At 42.2% G+C, this 21,893-nt stretch carries 22 protein-coding genes and 1 pseudogene; 21 read left to right on the forward strand and 2 right to left on the reverse strand.

The genetic code is table 11. The features are described from left to right. Position 1 precedes the first annotated feature (1 nt). The gene (locus ACEQ1T_RS21870) at positions 2-616 is read right to left on the reverse strand and encodes an SIMPL domain-containing protein (protein ID WP_372530255.1); all 615 of its coding nucleotides are present in this window, start codon (positions 614-616) and stop codon (positions 2-4) included. A gap of 74 nt (positions 617-690) precedes the next feature. Then, a complete protein-coding gene (locus tag ACEQ1T_RS21875) occupies positions 691-2,073 on the reverse strand; it encodes an alkaline phosphatase (protein WP_370224736.1) in 1,383 nt (460 codons plus the stop codon). Positions 2,074-2,263: 190 nt separating this feature from the next. On the opposite strand from ACEQ1T_RS21875, the gene spoIIIAA reads away from it, so the two are divergent. The 21 genes and pseudogenes from spoIIIAA to spoIVB all read left to right on the forward strand — a co-directional run bounded on the left by spoIIIAA (position 2,264) and on the right by spoIVB (position 21,713). After that, positions 2,264-3,187 carry a stage III sporulation protein AA gene (spoIIIAA, locus tag ACEQ1T_RS21880; RefSeq protein ID WP_206838501.1) on the forward strand — a complete coding sequence of 308 codons (924 nt, stop codon included), beginning with the start codon at positions 2,264-2,266 and terminating at the stop codon, positions 3,185-3,187. Beyond that, the gene (spoIIIAB, locus tag ACEQ1T_RS21885) at positions 3,188-3,703 is read left to right on the forward strand and encodes a stage III sporulation protein SpoIIIAB (protein ID WP_206838499.1); all 516 of its coding nucleotides are present in this window, start codon (positions 3,188-3,190) and stop codon (positions 3,701-3,703) included. A 55-nt stretch (positions 3,704-3,758) separates the two neighbouring features. Then, entirely contained in the window at positions 3,759-3,965 is a 207-nt protein-coding gene (gene spoIIIAC / locus ACEQ1T_RS21890) for a stage III sporulation protein AC (RefSeq protein ID WP_009332905.1), read from the forward strand. A gap of 15 nt (positions 3,966-3,980) precedes the next feature. Then, positions 3,981-4,370, forward strand: coding sequence for a stage III sporulation protein AD (gene spoIIIAD, locus ACEQ1T_RS21895; protein WP_172581968.1), 390 nt, complete (start codon positions 3,981-3,983; stop codon positions 4,368-4,370). Positions 4,371-4,459: 89 nt separating this feature from the next. Next, positions 4,460-5,659 carry a stage III sporulation protein AE gene (gene spoIIIAE, locus ACEQ1T_RS21900; RefSeq protein WP_206838497.1) on the forward strand — a complete coding sequence of 400 codons (1,200 nt, stop codon included), beginning with the start codon at positions 4,460-4,462 and terminating at the stop codon, positions 5,657-5,659. Between the two features lie 12 nt (positions 5,660-5,671). Then, positions 5,672-6,304: pseudogene (gene spoIIIAF, locus ACEQ1T_RS21905) on the forward strand (stage III sporulation protein AF). Next, entirely contained in the window at positions 6,297-6,965 is a 669-nt protein-coding gene (gene spoIIIAG, locus ACEQ1T_RS21910; protein WP_206838493.1) for a stage III sporulation protein AG, read from the forward strand. Before spoIIIAF ends, spoIIIAG begins: the two are co-directional and overlap by 8 nt. A gap of 3 nt (positions 6,966-6,968) precedes the next feature. Further along, positions 6,969-7,508, forward strand: coding sequence for a SpoIIIAH-like family protein (locus ACEQ1T_RS21915; protein WP_206838491.1), 540 nt, complete (start codon positions 6,969-6,971; stop codon positions 7,506-7,508). Between the two features lie 377 nt (positions 7,509-7,885). Then, positions 7,886-8,392: an acetyl-CoA carboxylase biotin carboxyl carrier protein gene (gene accB / locus ACEQ1T_RS21920; RefSeq protein ID WP_370224740.1), complete on the forward strand. Its 507-nt coding sequence runs from the start codon at positions 7,886-7,888 to the stop codon at positions 8,390-8,392. A 13-nt stretch (positions 8,393-8,405) separates the two neighbouring features. Then, positions 8,406-9,758 (forward strand): acetyl-CoA carboxylase biotin carboxylase subunit, encoded by a 1,353-nt coding sequence (gene accC, locus ACEQ1T_RS21925; RefSeq protein WP_206838486.1) that lies wholly within the window; start codon positions 8,406-8,408, stop codon positions 9,756-9,758. Between the two features lie 20 nt (positions 9,759-9,778). After that, positions 9,779-10,186: an Asp23/Gls24 family envelope stress response protein gene (locus tag ACEQ1T_RS21930; RefSeq protein WP_009332897.1), complete on the forward strand. Its 408-nt coding sequence runs from the start codon at positions 9,779-9,781 to the stop codon at positions 10,184-10,186. A 275-nt stretch (positions 10,187-10,461) separates the two neighbouring features. Continuing rightward, the gene (gene nusB / locus ACEQ1T_RS21935; RefSeq protein ID WP_206838484.1) at positions 10,462-10,851 is read left to right on the forward strand and encodes a transcription antitermination factor NusB; all 390 of its coding nucleotides are present in this window, start codon (positions 10,462-10,464) and stop codon (positions 10,849-10,851) included. A gap of 107 nt (positions 10,852-10,958) precedes the next feature. After that, entirely contained in the window at positions 10,959-11,816 is an 858-nt protein-coding gene (gene folD, locus ACEQ1T_RS21940) for a bifunctional methylenetetrahydrofolate dehydrogenase/methenyltetrahydrofolate cyclohydrolase FolD (protein WP_206838481.1), read from the forward strand. Between the two features lie 321 nt (positions 11,817-12,137). Then, positions 12,138-13,478: an exodeoxyribonuclease VII large subunit gene (gene xseA / locus ACEQ1T_RS21945; RefSeq protein ID WP_370224743.1), complete on the forward strand. Its 1,341-nt coding sequence runs from the start codon at positions 12,138-12,140 to the stop codon at positions 13,476-13,478. 5 nt (positions 13,479-13,483) lie between these two features. After that, on the forward strand, positions 13,484-13,717 hold the full coding sequence (gene xseB, locus ACEQ1T_RS21950; RefSeq protein ID WP_258758805.1) for an exodeoxyribonuclease VII small subunit: 234 nt from the start codon (positions 13,484-13,486) through the stop codon (positions 13,715-13,717). Positions 13,718-13,719: 2 nt separating this feature from the next. Continuing rightward, on the forward strand, positions 13,720-14,610 hold the full coding sequence (locus ACEQ1T_RS21955; RefSeq protein ID WP_206838475.1) for a polyprenyl synthetase family protein: 891 nt from the start codon (positions 13,720-13,722) through the stop codon (positions 14,608-14,610). 393 nt (positions 14,611-15,003) lie between these two features. Then, positions 15,004-16,896 carry a 1-deoxy-D-xylulose-5-phosphate synthase gene (dxs, locus tag ACEQ1T_RS21960; RefSeq protein WP_206838473.1) on the forward strand — a complete coding sequence of 631 codons (1,893 nt, stop codon included), beginning with the start codon at positions 15,004-15,006 and terminating at the stop codon, positions 16,894-16,896. 3 nt (positions 16,897-16,899) lie between these two features. Next, the gene (locus ACEQ1T_RS21965; protein WP_370224745.1) at positions 16,900-17,745 is read left to right on the forward strand and encodes a TlyA family RNA methyltransferase; all 846 of its coding nucleotides are present in this window, start codon (positions 16,900-16,902) and stop codon (positions 17,743-17,745) included. 176 nt (positions 17,746-17,921) lie between these two features. Beyond that, positions 17,922-18,371: a transcriptional regulator AhrC/ArgR gene (gene ahrC / locus ACEQ1T_RS21970; protein WP_009332889.1), complete on the forward strand. Its 450-nt coding sequence runs from the start codon at positions 17,922-17,924 to the stop codon at positions 18,369-18,371. Between the two features lie 187 nt (positions 18,372-18,558). After that, positions 18,559-20,241, forward strand: a complete 1,683-nt coding sequence (gene recN / locus ACEQ1T_RS21975) for a DNA repair protein RecN (RefSeq protein ID WP_370224747.1) — start codon at positions 18,559-18,561, stop codon at positions 20,239-20,241. Between the two features lie 182 nt (positions 20,242-20,423). After that, positions 20,424-21,713 carry a SpoIVB peptidase gene (gene spoIVB, locus ACEQ1T_RS21980; RefSeq protein WP_206838468.1) on the forward strand — a complete coding sequence of 430 codons (1,290 nt, stop codon included), beginning with the start codon at positions 20,424-20,426 and terminating at the stop codon, positions 21,711-21,713. Positions 21,714-21,893 lie beyond the last annotated feature (180 nt).

The following is a 21,893-nucleotide window of genomic DNA, read 5'->3' on the forward strand; positions in this document are numbered from 1 at the left end:
CCTACACGACGCTCTTCCGATCTGAGGATTGATACGATACAGGCTGTTCTATGCCTAAAGTTCTTTCCGCAATGGATACAGGGGTGCTGATCAAATGTACTCTAAGTGCAGAGGCGATTGTTTCTGCCTTTTTGCAGGCATCCATAACGGCCTGAATTAATGCCTGCTGGTACAATTCTGACTGGTTTTCAGCTTCAAAATGAATTCCTCTGACAATGTTTGCGCCGTTATCCACTGCTGTATCCACTACAAGTCCCGTATTTTCTATCTCATCGACAGTAATGCCTAGTATATGCTCAACCCTGTACCCGCGGAAAATTTGCTTGCCATCCACAAAATCGTACTGCGGAAAAATGTTGAAATCGGACGTTTGAATCTGCTTTTCTGTTATTCCAATATCATTAAGAGCCTTTTTGATACTTGAAATGGCACCTGCATTCTGTTCCTGTGCTTTCTGAAGCTCCTGGTCTTCTGTTAAAACCCCCAGCTTTATGTTAGCCTGGTCAGGCTGTACAGCTAGCTTCCCCTCACCTGAAACCCTTAAAATATTTGGCTTTGATCTGGAATGGCTTCCTGTTTGCACAGAATTGCGGACAAAGGGCTGATAATAATACATGGATTTCATTCCCCGCTTTCATTGAGGTATCTTTCTAGAATTACGCGGGAGAAAGAAAGAAAATGCGTACATTATTAATCCCAGCTGTAATTCAACAGCCGCGCAATTCTCTTAGGGATATCCGTATTCTCCATCACTCCTGTAAAAGTTTCGCTCCCAATGCCATAAGCAAATAAAGGGATCATATTGCCTGTATGTCCGCCGGTTGAGCTGAGAGATCTTACTTTATTCGTTAAAATTCCCCCATGATATTTTTCTGCAATCAGGCTGCCTATTTCCCATGCAGCTAAATATTGAGGATAAACCTGGCTGTCTGTTTTCATCAGCTTGCCATTAAAGGTTTCAATTTCCTGCTCGGTTAAATCAATATTTGCATACTTTTTTAAGACATTCTTAACGCTTTCTGACCGGTAAGTGCCCCTATTTTCATCTCTGGCAAATTGGCTGACCATATACTGCGGGGTCGCCTTGATTTCTTTTAACTGCTGTATATCCAGCGGCTCTGATGCTGATATACCCATGGTTTCGTGATCAGCGGCAACCAACACCAGTGTCTCTTTGTCCTTTTTTGCCCATTCAACCGCATACTTGACAGCTTCATCAAATTCAATGGTTTCTTTCCAGATGCTTGTAATATCGCCTGCGTGTGAAGCGTGGTCAATCCTTGCGCCTTCAGCCATAAGGAAAAATCCATGATTACCTTTTGAGAGAACACTGATCGCTTTTTCAGTCATTTCTTTTAAGCTTGGTTCCTTGCTGTTTTTTAAAGGACGGTCCAGTTTAAAGTTCATATATCCATTATTGAACAATCCAAGAAGTTTTCCCCCTTTTGCTTTCTGCATTTCCTCCCGATTGCCAGCATAGTCATAGCCTTTCATCCTGGCCTCCTTAATTAAATCCTTTCCGCCTTGCTTTTCCTGACTGAAATAGGCTCTCCCGCCTCCCATTAACACATCCACCTCATTATTCAGCTGCTGGCGTGCAATTTCCTCCTGTCCAGACCATCTGTTTGTAACACTTGCTGTAAAGGCGGCAGGTGTTGCGTCTGTAACTGTATTGGTAGAGATAATCCCCGCCTTTTTTCCGCTTTTCTTGAATAAATCGAGAATGCTGTCTGTTTCCTTACCATCAGGAGTGACTCCGATCATCTCATTATTTGTTTTTTTTCCAATTGCAAGTGCAGTGCCGCCGGCAGCTGAGTCTGTAACAAAATTATTGGCAGATTCGGTATGCACCAATGCCGTGTGAGGGAGAGATTCCAGAAACAACCGACCATCCTTTCCATATTCCAGTTTTCTTGCAATCTCAATCTGGCCAATTCCCATTCCGTCTCCAATCATCAGAATGACATTTTGCGGTCCTTTTGCAATTTTCTGTTGAGCCATTCCTTCTGCAGGGAAGAAGCCAAGGACTAAAAGATGAAAAATAACCATAATGTAAACACATTTAGCTTTCATATAATGACACCCGCCTTTACCAACTTTCTTAGGGTTATTTTTTGGAGAAAAGATTTTTTTTACTCGGCGAAAAGCTTGTCCCTAAATAAATGAGAAGCTTGCAAATCTAAGTCATATTGTTTTGCCTCAGGCATACATTTTAAATAATGAGAAGCTAGTCCGAAATCAGATGATGAATGGAGGAGCAGACATGGAAACGATTATAGCCTTTTTGCCGAAAAAAATTGCCGAACAAATACTGAGAATCCCTCCGCAAATCTTAGACGATCTGGAGGAAATCAGGGTCCGCATTTCCAGACCCATTGAGCTGACAGCAAGGGGGGTGCCGCATTATCTCCCTTATATAGTTGAGTCAGAGGATGCCGTGCATTTGCTGAATAAAATAAGCCATTTTTCCATTTATACACTGGAGGAAGAACTGAAGAGAGGTTATATCACGATTGAAGGCGGCCATAGGGTAGGGCTTGCCGGAAAGGTCATTCTTGAACAAGGAAAGGTTAAGGCAATCAGAGATATTTCCTCTTTTAACATTAGAATTGCCAGGGAGAAAATTGGCATTGCCAAGAATCTGATTCCCCGAATTTACAATGATGGGTGGCTGCATACCATGATTATTGGTCCGCCGCAGACTGGTAAAACCACCTTACTGCGCGACATTGCAAGAATCATTTCATCTGGTGATCCCAATGATGACTTTCCTGCCAGCAAGGTTGGGATTGTGGATGAACGCTCCGAAATAGCAGGATGTGTGAACGGGATCCCGCAAATGACATTTGGGAATAGAATTGATGTCCTTGATGCCTGTCCAAAAGCTGAAGGCATGATGATGATGATTCGTTCCATGAGCCCCGAGGTTCTGGTTGTTGATGAAATTGGCAGGCATGAAGATGCAGAGGCCATAATGGAGGCTGTAAATGCCGGAATAAAGCTGATTATGACCACACATGGAAATTCGCTGGAAGAAATTAAGAAGCGCCCCACTTTACAAGCCATACTGGAAATGGGCATTTTTCAGCGTTTTATTGAACTGGGCAGGAAAGAAGGGCCAGGCAGCATTTTGTGCATTAGAAACTCAGACGTTGCAGGATACCCATATAAAGCGGGCGTGATGTAAATGATGAAGGTTATTGGAGCTGTTTTGATCATCATTGCTACAACGTGGGCAGGGTTTGAAGCTTCGAGGCATCTGACCGAAAGGCCGCGCCAGCTTCGCCAGCTTAAATCGGCCCTGCAGTCGCTGGAGGCTGAGATTATGTATGGCCATACGCCTCTTCATGAAGCAGCCAGAAGACTTTCTGCCCAGCTTTCCAAGCCGCTATCCTGGTTCTTTGAATCCTTTGCAAAGAAATTGACTGATTCCGAGACGACCGTTAAGGACGCCTGGGAAGAAAGTTTGAAGGAAACTTGGAAAATGACAGCTTTTAAACAGGGGGAATTTGAGATTATGAAGCAATTTGGCGAAACACTTGGAAGACATGACCGTCTATCCCAGCAAAAGCAGATCATGCTGACCCTTTCCCACCTGGAACGTGAAGAAGCAGATGCACATGACAGACAAGTGAAATACGAGAGAATGGTCAAAAGTCTGGGGTTTTTATCCGGATTGCTCTTAATTATTTTACTAATGTAGGACACGCCGGCAGCTTGAATTGCCGGACGCTGATCAGAGCTTAGGGGGAGAAAAGATGGGCCTAGAGGTAGATATCATATTTAAGATTGCAGGTGTCGGAATCGTTGTAGCCTTTTTGCATACTATTCTTGATCAGGTGGGCAAAAAGGAATACGCACAATGGGTGACGCTGTTCGGATTTATATATATCTTGTTCATGGTTGCTTCCATTGTAGATAACCTGTTCCAAAAAATAAAATCTGTTTTTTTGTTTCAGGGTTAAAAGGGGGGCTCAGCCATTGAAATTCTGCAGATAGTCGGATTTTCGCTTGTAGCCACTTTCCTGGCGCTGATTGTAAAGGAGCAAAAACCCAATTTTGCTTTTTTGCTGATTGTTTTTGTCGGCTGTGCCATCTTTCTTTTTCTGGTCGACCAAATTTATGCCATTATCCATATGATTGAAAAGATTGCCGTCAATGCAAAGGTGAATATCGTATATGTTGAAACCATTTTAAAAATAATCGGAATAGCCTATATTGCTGAATTTGCAGCCCAGATCACGAAAGATGCAGGACAGGGGGCCATTGCAGCAAAAATTGAGATGGGCGGGAAGATACTTATCCTAGCCATGGCAATCCCGATCCTTACTGTATTAATCGAAACCATCATTCGCATGATTCCGAGCTAGCTTGCTCAGGTCTTCTGAATATGAAGGCCGCCGGAGTGGACAAGCACATATTGCTGTATTAGATAGGGTCTTTTAAAAGAGGTGAAAAAATGAAGCAAAGGATGCAGAAAATTTTATGGTTTAGCTTAATTCTATTCTTTTTCCTGGCACCAATTGTACAAGCCTCACCTAAGACCGGCGAAGCAGAGGAAACGATATCTCCCGAGGATTTAGTAGAATCTCAGGTGGAGAAGTTAGATCTTAATGAATTAAAAGGATTTTGGGAAGAAATCACAACTGAGTATGGAGGCTTTTTGCCTGAAAGCCAAAAGGGGAGTCTATATGAATTTATAAAGGGAGAAAAGGAATTCTCACTGAAAGAGTGGGCTGCCGGTGCAACGAAGTTTGTGTTCCATGAGTTCATTGTAAATGGAAAGCTGCTGGGAACCCTGATATTGCTGACGGTATTCAGCATGTTCCTCCAGTCTCTGCAGAATTCATTTGAAAAAAGCACTGTCAGTAAAGCGGCATACTCAATCGTGTTCATGGTTTTAATAATTATTGCACTGAACAGCTTTCATGTTGCGATCACTTACACACAGGAAACCATTTCAACCATGGTGTCATTCATAATGGCTCTAATACCGCTGCTGCTTGCACTGATTGCTTCTTCGGGAGGTGTGGTATCCGCTGCTTTTTTCCACCCGGTGATTTTATTTTTGATGAATGTCAGCGGATTATTTATCCAGTATGTCATCCTTCCGCTTTTATTTTTATCAGCCCTGTTAAGCATTGTCAGCACATTGTCAGAACACTATAAGGTAACTCAGCTTGCGAATCTGCTCCGGAATTGGAGCATAGGGCTTCTTGGGATGTTTCTGACAGTCTTTTTGGGAGTTATATCAGTTCAGGGAGCCTCAGCTGCGGTTACAGATGGAATTACCATTCGTACAGCAAAATTTATTACTGGAAATTTCATTCCGGTCATTGGAAGGATGTTTACAGATGCGACCGATACAGTAATTAGCGCTTCGGTGCTATTGAAAAATACTGTTGGGATAGCAGGAGTCGCCATTCTCCTTATTATCGCAGCTTTTCCTGCAATCAAAATTTTGATGATTGCGTTTATATATAAATTCGCGGCAGCCATTTTGCAGCCGCTGGGGGGAGGGCCGATCATATCCTGCCTGGATATAATCAGCAAAAGCATCATCTATGTTTTTGCCGCTCTGGCCATCGTCTCCCTGATGTTTTTCCTTAGTATTACGGTTATTATAGCAGCCGGTAATTTGACCATGATGGTCAGGTAGGGAGGGAATGAAGTGGATTTCATAAAAGAATGGGTAACGAACATCATATTATTTGTTCTGCTTGCCACTGTCATAGATATGCTCCTCCCCAGTTCCAAGCTTCAGAAATACACAAAAATGGTGACAGGGCTGCTGCTGATTGCGATTATACTTACACCAATTTTAAGAATTATATCAAGTGATTTTGAAGAGGCACTTGTTTCAGTGCCGGTTTTTGAGGCATCCGGAGAAAAAAACATGGAAAATTTAATAGAAATGAAGAAAAAAGAAATACAAGCCTCAAGTGATGCATATATTTGAGAACAAATGGCTGTCCACATGAAACAGGACGCAGAAGAGGAGTTGATGGAACAGTACGGTCTGGAAATTGCTAACATTGATATTTTAGTAGATGAAAGCAGTGATCAAGCCTTCCCGGATAACCTGCAAAAGGTCATGATCCAACTCAAAGCAGAAGATGCAGAAGCTGAAGCTGTAGAAGTGGTTAAAACAGTGGAAATCAATGCCGGGAAACCTCTTCCATCCAGCGGGCCCGAACATGAAGATGCAGTAGGAATTGCTTCTCTTCTCGCACAAAAATGGAATGTAGACGCAAACTCAATCGAAGTTCTGGTAGAAGGGGGGAATATGGATAAGGATGGATAATGAAAAAGGTCCTTTCACATGGATAAAGAAGCTGATTTCCAAAGATGGTCAGTCTGATAAGAAACCCGGTAAATTCCATTATTTGCTGCTTGTACTACTTTTTGGAGCAGCGATCATGCTGATCAGCAATACGCTGTTTCAAGATGACGGCTCCACCGAGGATTTATCCGTTTTTAAGAATGGGGAAGAAGTGAAGCAGGAAGAAGAGGTGCCGGTATTCGGCCAGCAGAAATCTGGAGGAAATGACACAATCGCCAATTATGAAAAGGCATACGAAGCTCAAATAAAAGAGGCACTTGACGCAATCGTCGGCGTAGAAGATGCCACTGTTGTGGTTAATGTGGATGCCACAGAGAAGAAAGTCCTTGAAAAAAACAAAACGACCCAAACACAGAAAACCGATGAAACAGATCGGGAAGGCGGCAAAAGGAAGGTTGAGGATCAGTCACAGGAGGAACAGCTTGTGATTGTCCGAAATGGAGAAAAAGAGGTTCCCATTGTCATAGAAACCAAGAAACCTGAAATAAGGGGAGTGCTGGTTGTGGCAAAAGGGGCTGAAAATATACAAGTGAAAAAGTGGATTATAGAGGCAGTAACAAGAGCGCTTGATGTTCCAAGTCATAGAGTATCTGTAATGCCAAAAAAAACTAAGGGGGAATAATAGATGCTTTTAAAGAAACAAACGGTCTGGCTATTAACAATGCTGAGTTTGGTGGTTGTCTTATCTGTATATTATGTAACATCTCCGGAGCAAAAAGGCAGTGACCTTGCTGCAATGGAAGAAAAGGCAGAGGGAGAAATGGAATCAGTTGAAAGTGAAGATGGCAAGGCAATCATTACAAACACTGCCAGTGATGAAATGTTTGAGACTTTGCGCCTTCAGCTTGACGATGAGCGCAGCCGCATGAAGGAGGATCTTACAGAGGTCCTCGGTCAAACTGATCTTCCGGCTGAAGAAAGAATGAAGGCAAAAGATCAAATTGATGAATTAAATGAAATCGCTCAAAAAGAAGCGATGCTTGAAACATTAATAAGGGCGATGGATTATGAAGATGTACTTGTCCGTGCTGATGGAAAGAAGGTTCAAATTACGGTTAAGGCAAAAGATCATTCAGCTTCTGCTGCAAACAATATTATTCAGGAAGTAAGGAACGAAATTGGACAGCTTGAGGCTGTAGCCGTTGAGTTCCAGGTTGAAAAGTAGATAATATAGGGGGAGCCAGCATAATTCCTGCGGGCTCCCTTTTATAATTTTATTATATGTTTGGTAACTTTTTCATATAAGTGCATAATATAAAAGTCCTGTTTACTATAGAAATCTGGCTGAATTTCACGTAAAATCCTTAACATTTCACAAAAAATTAGAAAAATATTAAAATGGAACAGAGGATGGATAGAGAAATTATTATCCAGTACATAATAGGATGTTGAAGTTTTATAAGGTCTTATCGTATGATATTAGTATCTAGTCATAATTAAATCATGCATTACATTCCTGCCGTATGTTCTAATTCTTTGCATCAAAGGGATGGATACGGATTAATTGGATTGTCATGCAGTGAGAAAACAAGGGGTGCCAAAATGTTAAAAGTACAAGAAATCCGTGAACTGATTAAATTGGTTGATCAGTCAAATATTGATGAATTTGTATATGAGCATGAAGGTTCAAAAATTAAGATGAAGAAAAAGGGCAATGAAGCAGCAGTTGTTCAGCAAGTTCAGCCGGCAGCTGTTCAAGCATTAGCTCCTGCTCCGCAGCCAGTCCAGCCAGCTGCTGTAAAGGTGGAAGAGCCAAAAGCTGAAGCGCCAGCACATGCGCCGGCACCACAGGCCGATGCCGCGGAAGATCTACATAAGATTGTCTCACCGATGGTAGGAACCTTTTATCAATCATCTTCACCTGATGCCGATGCTTATGTAAAAGCCGGCTCCAAGGTTACAAAAGATTCCATTGTCTGCATTGTGGAAGCAATGAAGTTATTTAATGAAATTGAAGCAGAAGTTAATGGCGAAATTGTAGAAGTGCTTGTAAAGGATGGCCAGTTAGTAGAATATGGCCAGCCACTATTTTTAGTAAAGCCTGAATAAGGAGCGGTTACAGATGATCAAAAAACTCTTGATTGCCAACAGAGGAGAAATAGCGGTGCGCATCATTAGGGCAGCCCGCGAGATGGGGATAGAATCTGTAGCTGTATTTTCAGAAGCTGACAGGGAAGCACTCCATGTTCAGCTGGCCGATGAGGCTTACTGCATTGGCCCAACAGCGTCAAAGGACAGCTATTTGAATTTCACCAATATAATTAGTGTCGCTAAGCTTACAGGCTGTGACGCCATCCATCCAGGTTATGGATTCCTTGCTGAAAATGCGGACTTTGCTGAACTGTGCAGAGAATGCAATATTATCTTTGTCGGCCCGACTCCAGAAGCCATCAGCAAAATGGGCACAAAGGATATTGCAAGGGAAACCATGAAGGAAGCAGGAGTACCGATTGTTCCTGGCTCCAACGGAATCATAAAGGATACAGAAGATGCTATTCAGCTTGCTGAAAAGATTGAATATCCGGTAATTATTAAAGCGACTGCCGGCGGAGGCGGGAAAGGAATCCGTGTAGCCCGCACTGAGCAAGAGCTTATTAAAGGAATTACGATCACTCAGCAGGAAGCACTAACGGCTTTCGGAAATCCTGGCGTTTATATTGAAAAATATATTGAGGACTTCCGCCATGTGGAGATCCAGGTTCTTGCAGATAATTACGGGAACACCGTTCATCTGGGAGAAAGGGATTGCTCCATTCAAAGGCGTCTGCAAAAGCTGCTGGAGGAAACGCCTTCACCTGCTCTTGACGGGGAAACACGCGAAGAAATGGGAAATGCAGCTGTTAAAGCAGCAAAAGCGGTTGATTATACAGGCGCTGGCACGATAGAATTTATATACGATTATCAAAATCGCAAATTCTATTTCATGGAAATGAACACGCGTATTCAAGTGGAGCATCCAGTTACAGAAATGGTTACAGGGGTCGATTTAATCAAGGAGCAAATTAAGGTTGCTTCAGGTGAAAAGCTTAATTTCACACAGGGTGATGTTACTTTTAGCGGCTGGTCGATCGAATGCAGAATTAATGCGGAAAACCCTGAGAAGAACTTTATGCCATCAGCAGGAAAGATCAATATGTATCTGCCTCCTGGCGGGCTGGGTGTCAGAGTGGACTCTGCTGCCTACCCTGGCTATATGATTCCTCCATACTACGATTCAATGATTGCAAAAGTGATCACTTACGGCAATACTAGAGAAGAAGCCATTTCCCGAATGAAACGGGCATTAAGTGAATTTGTAGTGGAAGGGGTACATACAACAATCCCATTCCACCTCAAGCTCCTAAGCCACGAAAACTTTGTGGAAGGGCAGTTTAATACGAAATTTCTTGAATTGCATGATGTAATGAATTCTTAAAGACTTGTGGAGGTGCTAAAATGAGCGAAAATAATATTCTCGAAATGAGCCCTGAAAATTCTGGCCTTGGCAAGGTGGAAATTGCACCGGAAGTTATTGAGGTTATTGCCGGCATTGCTGCTTCAGAAGTAGAAGGCGTAGCGCAAATGCGCGGAAACTTTGCTACAGGAGTGGTTGAAAGGCTCGGTAAGAAGAACCATGGCAAAGGCGTAAAAGTCGAATTAACAGAAGAAGGCATCAAAGTTGATGTATATTGTCTGATGAAATTCGGCGTCTCCATTCCAAGCGTTGCCCAAAAAATTCAGGATAACATCCGTCAGGCCCTCCTGAATATGACAGCCCTTGACGCCCAGGAAGTCAACATTCACGTAGTAGGAATCATGTTTGAAAACCAAAAGCACGAGGTTGAATACGAACAGGAAATGTAACTCACCATCAAGCCAAAGACATAAAACTCGTCTTTGGCTTTTCTCATGGTTCATTCTCATCATCATTCACTCCTCAAGACGTTATAAAGGAGTTTTTAAAGGGAAAATTAAATTTATAAGTTTCCAGCCTAAATTCATGTTACTGTCCAAACATAATGCTCTTGTTGTAGTGCGAAGATTCCTTACTTATGCTATTATCTTCTTATGCAATTTTTGGACGTGCAAATGCTCAAAAATGAAAATTACTATGTTAGCCATAAAGGGGTTTTATAAAGATGAAGAGAAGAACAGCCAGAGAAAAAGCATTGCAGGCATTATTTCAAATTGATGTAAGCCAGACAGAGCCCGAGACCGCCATCGAACATGTTTTAGAGGGTGAAAAAAGCGATGCGTACCTGAACAAACTAGTATCAGGTGTCCTGCAGCATAAAGAAATAATTGATGGCGAAATCAAAGGATTTCTTGAAAAATGGACACTGGAGAGGCTTGCTACTGTAGACCGCAATCTTCTGCGCTTATCCGTTTTTGAGCTGCTGTATTTAGCGGAGGAAGTGCCAGCCAATGTGGTGCTCGATGAAGCAATTGAAATCGCCAAGCTTTACGGTGATGATCAATCAAGCAAGTTTATTAATGGTGTTTTATCAAAGGTAAAAGAAAAGCTTTAAAAACATTAGAACTCTGACTCACACTGGATGTGCTGGCACTTTCTGGATGGAAGCGGGCCGGCAGTCCTTATCATAGGCGCTTCCGAGTTCCTGATAGGGGGATAGAAATGGCTGCAGAATTAATAGATGGAAAAGAAATTGCAAGAAAGAAACAGGATCATATCGGTTCAGAAGTGCAGAAGCTGAAGGAGGAAGGGATCACGCCAGGCCTGGCCGTTATTTTAGCGGGAAATAATCAGGCATCCAGAACATATGTAAAAAACAAGCAGAAAACCTGCGATAAGCTGGGAATGAATTCTATGCTTATTGAACTTTCCGAAAACGTCAGCGAGCAAGAGCTTATCATAAGAATCACTGAGTTAAACGAAAATGAAGATATCCATGGAATCCTTGTCCAGCTCCCGCTCCCAAGCCATATTAATGAAAAAGCCATCATCGAGGCCATATCTCCTGAAAAAGATGTTGATGGGTTTCATCCCATAAACATTGGCAGGATGATGACAGCTCAGGATGCTTATATACCCTGTACTCCCGCAGGGATCATTGAAATGCTGGATAGCATTGGTGCAGACATTTCCGGAAAGCATGTAGTGGTTATTGGGAGAAGCAACATTGTAGGAAAGCCCGCGGGGCAGCTGTTCCTTAATGAAGACGCTACTGTTACATACTGCCATTCGAAAACGGCTGATCTGAAGGAATATACAAAGAGGGCGGATATACTGGTGGCGGCAGCAGGGAAAGCGAATTTAATCACTGAAGACCATGTTAAAAATGGCGCAATCGTAATAGATGTCGGCATGAATCGAGATGGGGAAGGAAAGCTTTGCGGCGATGTTGATTTCGATGCAGTTAGGCAAAAAGCAGGATTTATAACTCCTGTTCCAGGCGGAGTGGGACCGATGACAATTGCCATGTTAATGCATAATACGCTAAAGGCAGCAAAGCTTTCCAAAAGCAAAATTTAAAAGTAATGGCCGCCATAGATGCAAAATCTGTCCATTTCCATTATCCTGTAATTAGGAAAACCTGTCATGCAGGTATAAGCATGCGGGTGAGTGGAAGGACAGTTTTTTTAATAGGTAAGAAAGAATAATCTTGAACTTTGATAATTGTCTAGCTCCACAAGGAAAGCTTCGACAGCTATGTCATCGCACGACTAAAAGCTCAAGCTTTTAGGAGGAGCGCCTACCCCCTCAAGGTGTCGGGGGTGTGCAAGGCGTTTGCGCTTTTCTTGAGTTATTGCTCTGCAACAGATGCAATGCAGCTTCAGCATAAAGGAGATTGTTATGAAGGAACAGCAGTATCTGACAGTAAACGCACTGACCAAATACATAAAAAGAAAATTTGATGCCGACCCTCATCTGCAAAATATTTTGGTTAAGGGAGAAATCTCAAACTTTAAACAGCATTCCAGCGGCCATATGTACTTCACTTTAAAGGATGAGAAAGCCCGAATTTTAGCCGTAATGTTTGCAGGAAATGCGAGGACAATGAAATTTAGGCCGGAAAATGGCATGAAAATCTTAGTTCGCGGAGCCATATCCGTTTATGAATCCAGCGGGCAATATCAAATATACGTACAGGAAATGCAGCCGGACGGGATTGGTGAACTGTATCTGGCTTATGAACAGCTTAAAGAAAAACTTGAGAAAGAAGGATTCTTTTCACCTGCGCATAAAAAAGATATTCCGCGTTATCCAAAAACAGTTGCGGTTATCACATCCCCTACTGGAGCTGCAATCAGAGATATTTTGACAACGCTCAAAAGGCGCTATCCAATTGCAAACATACTTATATACCCTGCGCTTGTTCAGGGGAACCAGGCAGCTCCCTCGATTGTGAAGGCGATAACGGAAGCTAATGTTTCCAGGGATGCAGATGTCTTAATCATCGGCCGGGGCGGAGGCTCCATTGAAGAGCTTTGGGCCTTTAATGAAGAAGCCGTAGCCAGGGCAATATTCAAGTCTGAAATACCTATAATTTCAGCAGTCGGCCATGAAACGGATTTTACAATAGCAGATTTTGTTGCAGATTTAAGAGCCCCAACCCCAACGGGAGCTGCAGAATTGGCTGTTCCGCATATCGATGACTTGATGGAAAGGCTTTTCAACAGGCAATCACGGCTGATAAGAGCGATGAAAGAACAAGTTGCACTGCAAAATGAAAGGCTTCTAAGGGTGAAGAAATCATACGCTTTCAGGTACCCGCAAAAATTATATGAGCAAAAAATGGAACAGCTGGATAAAGTGACCGAACAGTTAATGAGAGGCTCAAGAAGGCTGCACGATTTAAAGCTTGAGCAGGCAGAAACCCTGCAAAAAAGGCTGGTTCGGAGTCATCCAGGGCAGCTGAAGGATCAGGCGAAAGAAAACAATGATAGGCTTCATAAACTGTTAAACAGAACAATGGCAAACATCCTGGCTGCAAAAGAAAAAGACTTTGCGAGAGTTATTTCAACCCTCGAGGCGCTCAGTCCGCTCAAAATTATGGATAGGGGTTATAGCCTTGCTTATACAGAAAAGGAAACCCTAATAAAGACCGTGTCCCAAGTTAAAGCGGATGATATGATAAAATTGAAGGTGTCTGATGGAACCATTGAATGCAAGGTAACGGATATTGAGGAGTGAATGGCATGGCGGATGAAAAACAACTTTCATTTGAACAAGCAATGGAAGAACTTGAAGTTATTGTAGAAAAGCTTGAAGAGGGAGATGTTCCCCTTGAAGAGGCTATAAATATTTATAAAAAAGGCATGGAGCTCTCAAAATTATGTCATGATAAGCTTAAAAACGTGGAATCACAGCTTACGGAAATACTGACGGAGGATGGCCGTAAATCGAACTTCGCCATTCCGGAGGAGGAATAATCTTGCAGCAATCCTTAAGTTCTTTCTCTGAACTGCATAAACAGAAACTGGAAATTCATTTAAAGGATTACGTACATAAATTAAACGCTCCTTCTGAAATCAAGGAATCGATGCTCTATTCACTTGAAGCAGGAGGAAAGCGGATAAGGCCAATGCTGTTATTTGCTTCATTGGCTGCTTTTGGCGAGGATACGTCGAAAGGGCTATGGACTGCGGCGGCAATTGAAATGGTCCATACTTATTCGCTCATTCACGATGACTTGCCAAGCATGGATAATGATGACTTAAGAAGAGGCAAACCGACTAACCATAAAGTATTTGGAGAAGCATTTGCCATCCTGGCAGGCGATGCCTTGCTTACTTACAGCTTCCAAACAATTGCGGAAACGCCAGAAGAATTTGCTTCTGCTGAGACAAAGCTTTCTTTAATCAAGGAACTGTCGAAAGCTTCCGGTGCTGAGGGGATGGTAGGCGGCCAGGCAGCAGACATTAAAGGGGAAGGCAAGCAGCTGGGCTTAGAGGATCTTGAGTACATCCACATGCACAAAACGGGCAAACTGCTGGAATGCAGTGTTGTATCAGGAGCAATTTTGGCAAATGCCAGTCAGGAAACGATTCAGGCTCTATCTAAATTTGCCTATCACCTGGGACTGGCTTTTCAGATCAGGGATGATATCCTCGACCTTGAAGGGACAGAGGAGATAATCGGGAAGCCTGTAGGCAGTGATGAATCAAAAGATAAAAGTACATATCCATCACTTCTTTCAATGAGCGGGGCGAAAGAGGCGCTTGAAGAACATATCAGATCTGCAAAAGAAAAGCTGAGGGAAACAGGCCTTCAAACAGAGCTGCTCGAAGAAATAACAGATATAATTGCAAACAGGGATCACTAAATCGGAAGTCAGGGTGCCGAAAATGAATTAGAAAAACGATGGTCTTGCCGCTGTACTTTTGTATCAGCGGCATTTGCTGTTTAATAAAATGATGGTCTTCAATGTGTATATTTTGGTATCATAGGAATTGCTGCCGGAGGAGTTTGCGCATTTTTTTCCTGTGCATGCATTGGGACAGCGGCAGTGACCCATCAAGAAAGCATATTTTGAAAGCTGTTTAATCTGAAAAGCATTTGGAAAATCTCCTGTAATAAGGTAATCTTAAGATATTATCTTTTAGACAGGCTAGACTCTGAAATAATTAGGCTATGGTTTGTTGAGGCTAATGCCAGCAATGCCTAACATTACGAAAAAAAACGGACGAATAAGATACGAAAGTGAGTGGTCCGCAGTATGGATCTGTTATCAATTAAAGACCCTTCCTTTTTAAAAGGGCTCTCGAATAAAGAATTGGAAAGTTTGAGTCAGGATATCCGCACTTTCCTAATAGAAAAGCTTTCAGGCACAGGCGGGCATATTGGCCCTAATCTTGGAGTTGTTGAGCTGACTGTTGCATTGCATAAATGTTTTGACAGTCCGAAGGATAAAATCATCTGGGATGTCGGACATCAGTCATATGTCCATAAAATTCTTACGGGCCGTGCGTGCCAATTCGATACTTTAAGACAATATAAAGGTCTTTGCGGTTTCCCAAAAATGATTGAAAGCGAGCATGACGTGTGGGAAACGGGGCACAGTTCCACTTCTTTATCTGCTGCGATGGGAATGGCTATTGCCAGGGACTTGAAAAAAGAGAATAATTATGTCATTCCGGTAATTGGGGATGGTGCCTTAACAGGCGGGATGGCCTTAGAAGCCTTAAACCATATCGGTCATGAAAAAAAAGATATGATTGTCATATTAAATGACAATGAAATGTCAATTGCCCCTAATGTTGGTGCTCTTCACAATGTCCTTGGAAGGTTAAGGACTGCAGGCAAATATAATTGGGTAAAAGATGAACTTGAATATTTATTAAAAAAGGTTCCGGCAGTCGGGGGGAAATTGGCCTCAACTGCTGAAAGGCTGAAAGATAGCCTAAAGTATCTGTTTGTGTCAGGCATGTTCTTCGAAGAATTAGGTTTTACCTATTTGGGCCCTGTTGATGGGCATAACTATGAAGCCTTATTCGAGAACCTTGCTTATGCAAAGAAAACTGAAGGCCCAGTGCTTCTCCATGTTATAACGAAAAAAGGAAAAGGCTATCACCCTGCCGAAAGCGACCGGATTGGCACATGGCATGGTACAGGCCCATATAAAATGGAGACAGGCGACTTTGTGAAACCTGCAAGTACGCCGCCTGCATGGAGCAAGCTTGTCTCAGAAACCGTCAGGAAGCTTGCAAGAGAAGATGAAAGAATCGTTGCAATCACTCCTGCAATGCCTGTCGGCTCGAAGCTTGAAGGATTTGCAAGTGAATTTCCGGATCGAATGTACGATGTTGGTATTGCTGAACAGCACGCAGCAACGGTAGCTGCCGGGCTGGCAACTCAAAATATGAAGCCGTTCCTTGCGATTTATTCTACTTTCCTGCAGCGTGCTTATGACCAGGTCGTTCACGATATTGCGCGCCAGAACTTGAATGTATTTATCGGTATAGACCGGGCAGGACTTGTAGGTGCAGATGGGGAAACTCATCAGGGAGTATTCGATATTGCGTTTTTAAGGCATTTGCCTAATATGGTATTGATGATGCCAAAAGATGAAAATGAAGGCCAGCATATGGTAAAAACAGCTATAGAATATAATGATGGCCCTATCGCTATGCGCTTCCCGCGCGGAAATGGCATCGGAGTGCCTATGGACACAGAACTTAAGACTATTCCAATCGGAACATGGGAAGTTCTGCGCGATGGCAATGACGGAGCGATTTTAACCTTTGGGACAACCATTCCAATGGCTTTGAAGGCAGCTCAGCTCCTGGAGAAGCAGGGACACTCCATTAAAGTCATCAATGCGAGGTTTATTAAGCCGCTTGATGAAAAGATGCTGCATGAATTGTTCACAGTCAATATGCCTATTCTTACTATAGAAGAAGCTGTGCTGCAGGGTGGATTTGGAAGTGCAATTCTTGAATATGCACACGAGCATGGCTTCCATCATGCCGAAATCGACCGTATGGGGATACCTGATAAATTTATTGAACATGGCAATGTAAATCAACTATTAGAAGAAATCGGAATGACTGCAGAAGATGCTGTTGAGAGAATGGGAAAACTGGCAAGAAAAAAACAAAAAAGGGCTTAAAGAATGAAAACAAAGAAAGAACGATTAGACGTTTTATTAGTTGAAAGAGGTCTTGCGGAGACAAGAGAAAAAGCGAAAAGAGCCGTAATGGCCGGCCTGGTGTTCAGCAATGAAAGCAGGATGGATAAGCCCGGCGAGAAGGTTAATGCAGATATTCCTCTCACTTTAAAGGGGAAGGTCATGCCATATGTCAGCCGAGGAGGCTTAAAGCTTGAGAAAGCGCTAAAGGTTTTTGATTTAGAAATCGAAGGCAAGATACTCCTTGACATTGGATCCTCAACGGGGGGCTTCACAGATTGTGCCCTGCAGAATGGAGCCAAAATGTCTTATGCTTTAGATGTCGGATATAATCAGCTTGCCTGGAAATTAAGGCAGGATGAACGGGTAGTTGTAATGGAAAGGACCAATTTCAGGTATGTAACCCCAGCCGACCTTTCAGCCGGTATGCCTGATTTTGCGTCAATTGATGTTTCGTTCATCTCTCTAAAGCTTATTTTGCCTGTATTAAAAACACTGCTGGTTCCTGGCAGTGACACAGTTGCCCTAGTGAAACCGCAGTTTGAAGCTGGACGGGAACAGGTTGGGAAAAAGGGGATTGTTAGAGATCCTAAAATACATGAAGCCGTGCTTGATAAAATTATCGAATTTGCATCGGGCCTAGGCTATGACGTCAAGGACGTTTCCTATTCACCCATTACAGGCGGAGACGGTAACATAGAATTTCTCCTCCATCTGTATTGGTCAGGCAGCGAAGAAGAAGGAGAGAACCTTCTTAAAGCCCAGACAGATGAGGTTGTAAAAGAAGCCCATGCCGAGCTGAAAACGAAGCAGGGGAAAGAAGAGGAATAGGCTTACTGCCTGTTCCTTTTTTTAAAAGGAATTTGTCGACTTTCAACGAATTATATAAAATAATATACGGGAAAAATTGTACTTTATTGAGAAAATCAGCTAACATTAGAGTACAAAACACTTTAAATTAATTTTTTTCTGCCTGCTGTCAAGCGGCTGATTATAGAGGTGAAAAAATGAATAAAGGGCAAAGACATATTAAAATCCGCGAGATTATTACAAATAACGATATTGAAACACAGGATGACCTGGTGGATGAATTGAAAAATGCCGGGTTTAATGTAACTCAGGCGACTGTCTCAAGAGATATTAAAGAGCTTCACCTGGTGAAAGTTCCATTAATGGACGGCAGGTACAAATACAGTCTTCCGGCGGATCAGCGTTTCAATCCGCTGCAAAAGCTTAAAAGAAATTTAATGGATGCCTTTGTCAGAGTGGATACGGCAGGACATCTTCTTGTAATGAAGACTCTTCCCGGCAATGCCATGGCTATTGGCGCACTTATTGATAACCTTGACTGGGAAGAGATTCTGGGAACAATCTGCGGGGATGACACATGCCTGATCATATGTAAAACCCCTGAAGATACAGAAGCAATTTCAAACAGGTTTCTTGAAATGCTGTAGATCATTTTTTTGGCTGAGAGGCAAACGCTTCGAGGTCTTAATCTGGCAGGCGGGCGTTCTTTGCTTTTCTTAAAAGATGAGAATGTACAAATTCTGAAGTTAGATAACTGTCTAGCTCCAGCGCCTGCTCCCTTGAGGTGTCGGGGGGTGGGCAAGGCGCTTGCGCTTTTCTTATGAGGTGATATGATTGTTAAACGAGATATCCATACGAAACTTTGCCATAATCGAAGCCCTTTCTGTCTCATTTGAAAAGGGCTTAACTGTTTTAACTGGTGAAACAGGGGCAGGAAAGTCCATCATTATCGATGCCATTCACTTGCTGGCTGGAGGAAGGGGATCAGCAGAATTTGTCCGCCATGGTGAAGATAAGGCTGAAATTGAGGGGCTTTTTATCCTGGATGATCCTAAACACCCTTGCTATAGAAGATCTGCTGAATTTGGGATAGAGATTGAAGATGGAATGATTGTTCTCCGCAGGGATATATCAAAGACAGGAAAAAGCGTCTGCAGAGTGAACGGAAAACTTGTTACTATTTCTGTATTGAGAGAAATTGGAAGTTCACTTATTGATATACATGGTCAGCACGAACATCAGGAATTAATGGATGAAACCTTTCATCTTCCTCTTCTTGATCAGTTTGGAGGATCCAAGATATCCGCCGCCTTAACTGAATACCAGGCTATCTACAGGTTATATGAAGGTACTCTGAAAAAGCTTAAGAATTTAAGTGAAAATGAACAGCAAATGGCGCATCGGCTTGATTTAATTCAATTTCAGCTGGATGAAATTCAATCGGCTCAGCTGAAGTTGAACGAAGATGAAGATTTAATTGAAGAAAAGAGCAAGCTTTCCAATTATGAACGTATTTTTGATTCTCTTCAGTCAGGCTATAATGCCCTTCAAGGAGAACAAAAAGGGCTTGATTGGATCGGAATGGTTATGGGCTATATGAATGATGCTGCGGAACTGGACCACGCCTATAAAGAAATAGCGGAAAATGTGGCAAACAGTTTTTATTTGCTTGAAGATGCAGCCAGATCACTCCGAAATGAAATGGACTTTATGGAATATGATCCACAAAGGCTTAATGAAATAGAAAGCAGATTGAATGAAATTAATGGGCTAAAAAGAAAATATGGAAAAACGGTTGAAGAAGTTCTGGAATACGCTGCAAAGATAGAAGAAGAAATTGAAACTCTGCAAAATAAAGAAACCCATATTGATAAGCTGCAAAAGGAAGTTGCTGCTTTGAAAAAAGATTTACTGGTTGAAGGGGAAGAATTGAGCAAGCTGCGCAGAAAATCTGCTCTTAAGCTAACGAAGTTAATTCATAAAGAGCTTAAGGAATTATATATGGAAAAGACAATTTTTGAGGTCAGATTCTTTTCTGATCCCGAAGTCTTCCTGAAGAACGGAGTTGACAGGGCGGAGTTCTACATATCCACCAATCCGGGGGAACCGCTAAAGCCGCTGTCTAAAATTGCATCAGGCGGTGAATTATCCCGGATCATGCTTGCTTTAAAGAGCATATTTTCAAAACATCAGGGTATCACAAGTATTATTTTCGATGAAGTAGACACAGGCGTGAGCGGCAGGGTTGCACAAGCCATCGCGGAAAAGATTCATCACGTTTCCGTGGATTCACAGGTGCTGTGCATCTCTCATCTTCCGCAGGTTGCGGCCATGGCAGATACTCATTTATTTATTGCTAAAAACACAAAGGATGGGCGGACAAAAACAACAGTAAAACCGCTGACTGAGGATGAAAAAATCAAAGAAATCGGCCGTATGATTTCTGGAGTGGAAATTACTGATTTGACAAAAGAGCATGCGAAAGAGCTGCTGCATCTGGCTAATCAGCTAAAGTAATTTTGATCAATTATAAGGTCTGTTCCCATCGGCGGCGCTATCAGATCTAATACCTTGAAAAGCTATCCAAAGCAGGATAGCTTTTTTTATGTGAATGGCTGTTATAAATGCCTTCGATGCAGGCAAAATTAAAGATGTAGCCATTTGACGTGAATGGACTAGAAGCGAGGAGAGTGAAAAATTTGACATATGATGTTTTACGCAAAATAATTGGTGGAATTCTCCTTGTTTCATTAATTGCTTTAGGTTTTTCCAAGCCTGTTCAGGAATATTTGCAAATACCTGCAAATATTACTCTTTTTGAAGGGCAGCAGCTGGACATTGTAAAGGCAGAAGCAGTGTCGGCTGGACTGTCCATAGATAATACAAGTGTTTCACTTAAGGAAGATACCCATTCGATATCGCTTCATGCAAATGAAAATGGAAAAAATGAAATGCTTCTCGAGCTGGCAGGGTTTCCGATAAAGAAAGTTGATGTTAACGTCTTAAAAGATTTTAAAGTAATTCCAGGTGGCCAATCGATTGGGGTTAAACTGAATACAGTAGGCGTGTTAGTAGTTGGACACCATCAGGTTAATACGGCTGAAGGAAAAGCTTCCCCAGGCGAAACAGCCGGCATAAAGATTGGAGATATCATTACAGAAATCAATGGAAAGAAAATAGAAAAGATGTCAGATGTTGCTCCCTTTGTTCAAGATGCAGGCAAAAGCGGCAATCCGCTCCAAATTATTGTAAGCCGGGAAAGCGGGAAGGTTAAAACTGAGCTGACTCCCTTAAAAGAAAACGGGGAAGAAACCTATAAGCTTGGATTATATATACGTGACTCTGCGGCAGGCATTGGGACGATGACTTTCTATCACCCTGAATCAAAAAAATATGGAGCACTCGGCCATGTTATTTCCGATATGGACACAAAGAAGCCAATTGTGGTTGAAGACGGACAAATTGTCAGATCGACTGTTACTTCAATCGAAAAAGGCAGCAATGGCAATCCCGGTGAAAAACTTGCACGATTTTCCTCAGATAAAGAAATAATAGGAAATATAGTCAGAAACAGTCCTTTCGGAATATTTGGGGAATTGAACCGGGATATGAAGAACGGAATTTTTGACAAACCGATGCCAATAGCTTTATCCCATCAGGTAAAAGAGGGAGCTGCTCAAATTTTAACTGTGGTCGACAATGATGAAGTACAATTGTTTGATATTGAAATTGTCAGTACGATTCCGCAGAAGTTTCCGGCAACAAAAGGAATGGTCATAAAAGTGACGGATCAGAAGCTGCTTGAAAAAACAGGCGGCATAGTTCAGGGGATGAGCGGAAGCCCGATTATCCAGGATGGCAAAATTATTGGAGCAGTGACACATGTATTTGTAAATGATCCTACTTCAGGATATGGTGTCCATATTGAATGGATGCTAAATGAAGCAGGCATCGATATATATGAAAAAACTGAAGAAAAAGCATCCTAAATAATGAATGGATCTTTTAAAAGGCGGGTAAAACCCGTCTTTTTTCTATTCTTGTACAGTGAAATAAAACAGGCGCATAACAGGCTAAACAAAAACTATGAGGAAAACAGACATTGGTTATGTTAAAATGAGAATAAAGATTTTTCGACAAAAATACACGAATTGCAAAGAGTATGACGA

This window comes from Cytobacillus sp. (genome assembly GCF_964223445.1).
GTDB lineage: Bacteria > Bacillota > Bacilli > Bacillales > Cytobacillaceae > Cytobacillus.

What these genes read in the sequence shown, in the direction of transcription:
- ACEQ1T_RS21870 (WP_372530255.1), bottom strand. Translation starts at nt 616, where the DNA reads ATGTATTATTATCAGCCCTTTGTCCGCAATTCTGTGCAAACAGGAAGC.
- ACEQ1T_RS21875 (WP_370224736.1), bottom strand. Translation starts at nt 2,073, where the DNA reads ATGAAAGCTAAATGTGTTTACATTATGGTTATTTTTCATCTTTTAGTC.
- spoIIIAA (WP_206838501.1), top strand. Translation starts at nt 2,264, where the DNA reads ATGGAAACGATTATAGCCTTTTTGCCGAAAAAAATTGCCGAACAAATA.
- spoIIIAB (WP_206838499.1), top strand. Translation starts at nt 3,188, where the DNA reads ATGATGAAGGTTATTGGAGCTGTTTTGATCATCATTGCTACAACGTGG.
- spoIIIAC (WP_009332905.1), top strand. Translation starts at nt 3,759, where the DNA reads ATGGGCCTAGAGGTAGATATCATATTTAAGATTGCAGGTGTCGGAATC.
- spoIIIAE (WP_206838497.1), top strand. Translation starts at nt 4,460, where the DNA reads ATGAAGCAAAGGATGCAGAAAATTTTATGGTTTAGCTTAATTCTATTC.
- spoIIIAG (WP_206838493.1), top strand. Translation starts at nt 6,297, where the DNA reads ATGGATAATGAAAAAGGTCCTTTCACATGGATAAAGAAGCTGATTTCC.
- ACEQ1T_RS21915 (WP_206838491.1), top strand. Translation starts at nt 6,969, where the DNA reads ATGCTTTTAAAGAAACAAACGGTCTGGCTATTAACAATGCTGAGTTTG.
- accB (WP_370224740.1), top strand. Translation starts at nt 7,886, where the DNA reads ATGTTAAAAGTACAAGAAATCCGTGAACTGATTAAATTGGTTGATCAG.
- accC (WP_206838486.1), top strand. Translation starts at nt 8,406, where the DNA reads ATGATCAAAAAACTCTTGATTGCCAACAGAGGAGAAATAGCGGTGCGC.
- ACEQ1T_RS21930 (WP_009332897.1), top strand. Translation starts at nt 9,779, where the DNA reads ATGAGCGAAAATAATATTCTCGAAATGAGCCCTGAAAATTCTGGCCTT.
- nusB (WP_206838484.1), top strand. Translation starts at nt 10,462, where the DNA reads ATGAAGAGAAGAACAGCCAGAGAAAAAGCATTGCAGGCATTATTTCAA.
- folD (WP_206838481.1), top strand. Translation starts at nt 10,959, where the DNA reads ATGGCTGCAGAATTAATAGATGGAAAAGAAATTGCAAGAAAGAAACAG.
- xseA (WP_370224743.1), top strand. Translation starts at nt 12,138, where the DNA reads ATGAAGGAACAGCAGTATCTGACAGTAAACGCACTGACCAAATACATA.
- xseB (WP_258758805.1), top strand. Translation starts at nt 13,484, where the DNA reads ATGGCGGATGAAAAACAACTTTCATTTGAACAAGCAATGGAAGAACTT.
- dxs (WP_206838473.1), top strand. Translation starts at nt 15,004, where the DNA reads ATGGATCTGTTATCAATTAAAGACCCTTCCTTTTTAAAAGGGCTCTCG.
- ACEQ1T_RS21965 (WP_370224745.1), top strand. Translation starts at nt 16,900, where the DNA reads ATGAAAACAAAGAAAGAACGATTAGACGTTTTATTAGTTGAAAGAGGT.
- ahrC (WP_009332889.1), top strand. Translation starts at nt 17,922, where the DNA reads ATGAATAAAGGGCAAAGACATATTAAAATCCGCGAGATTATTACAAAT.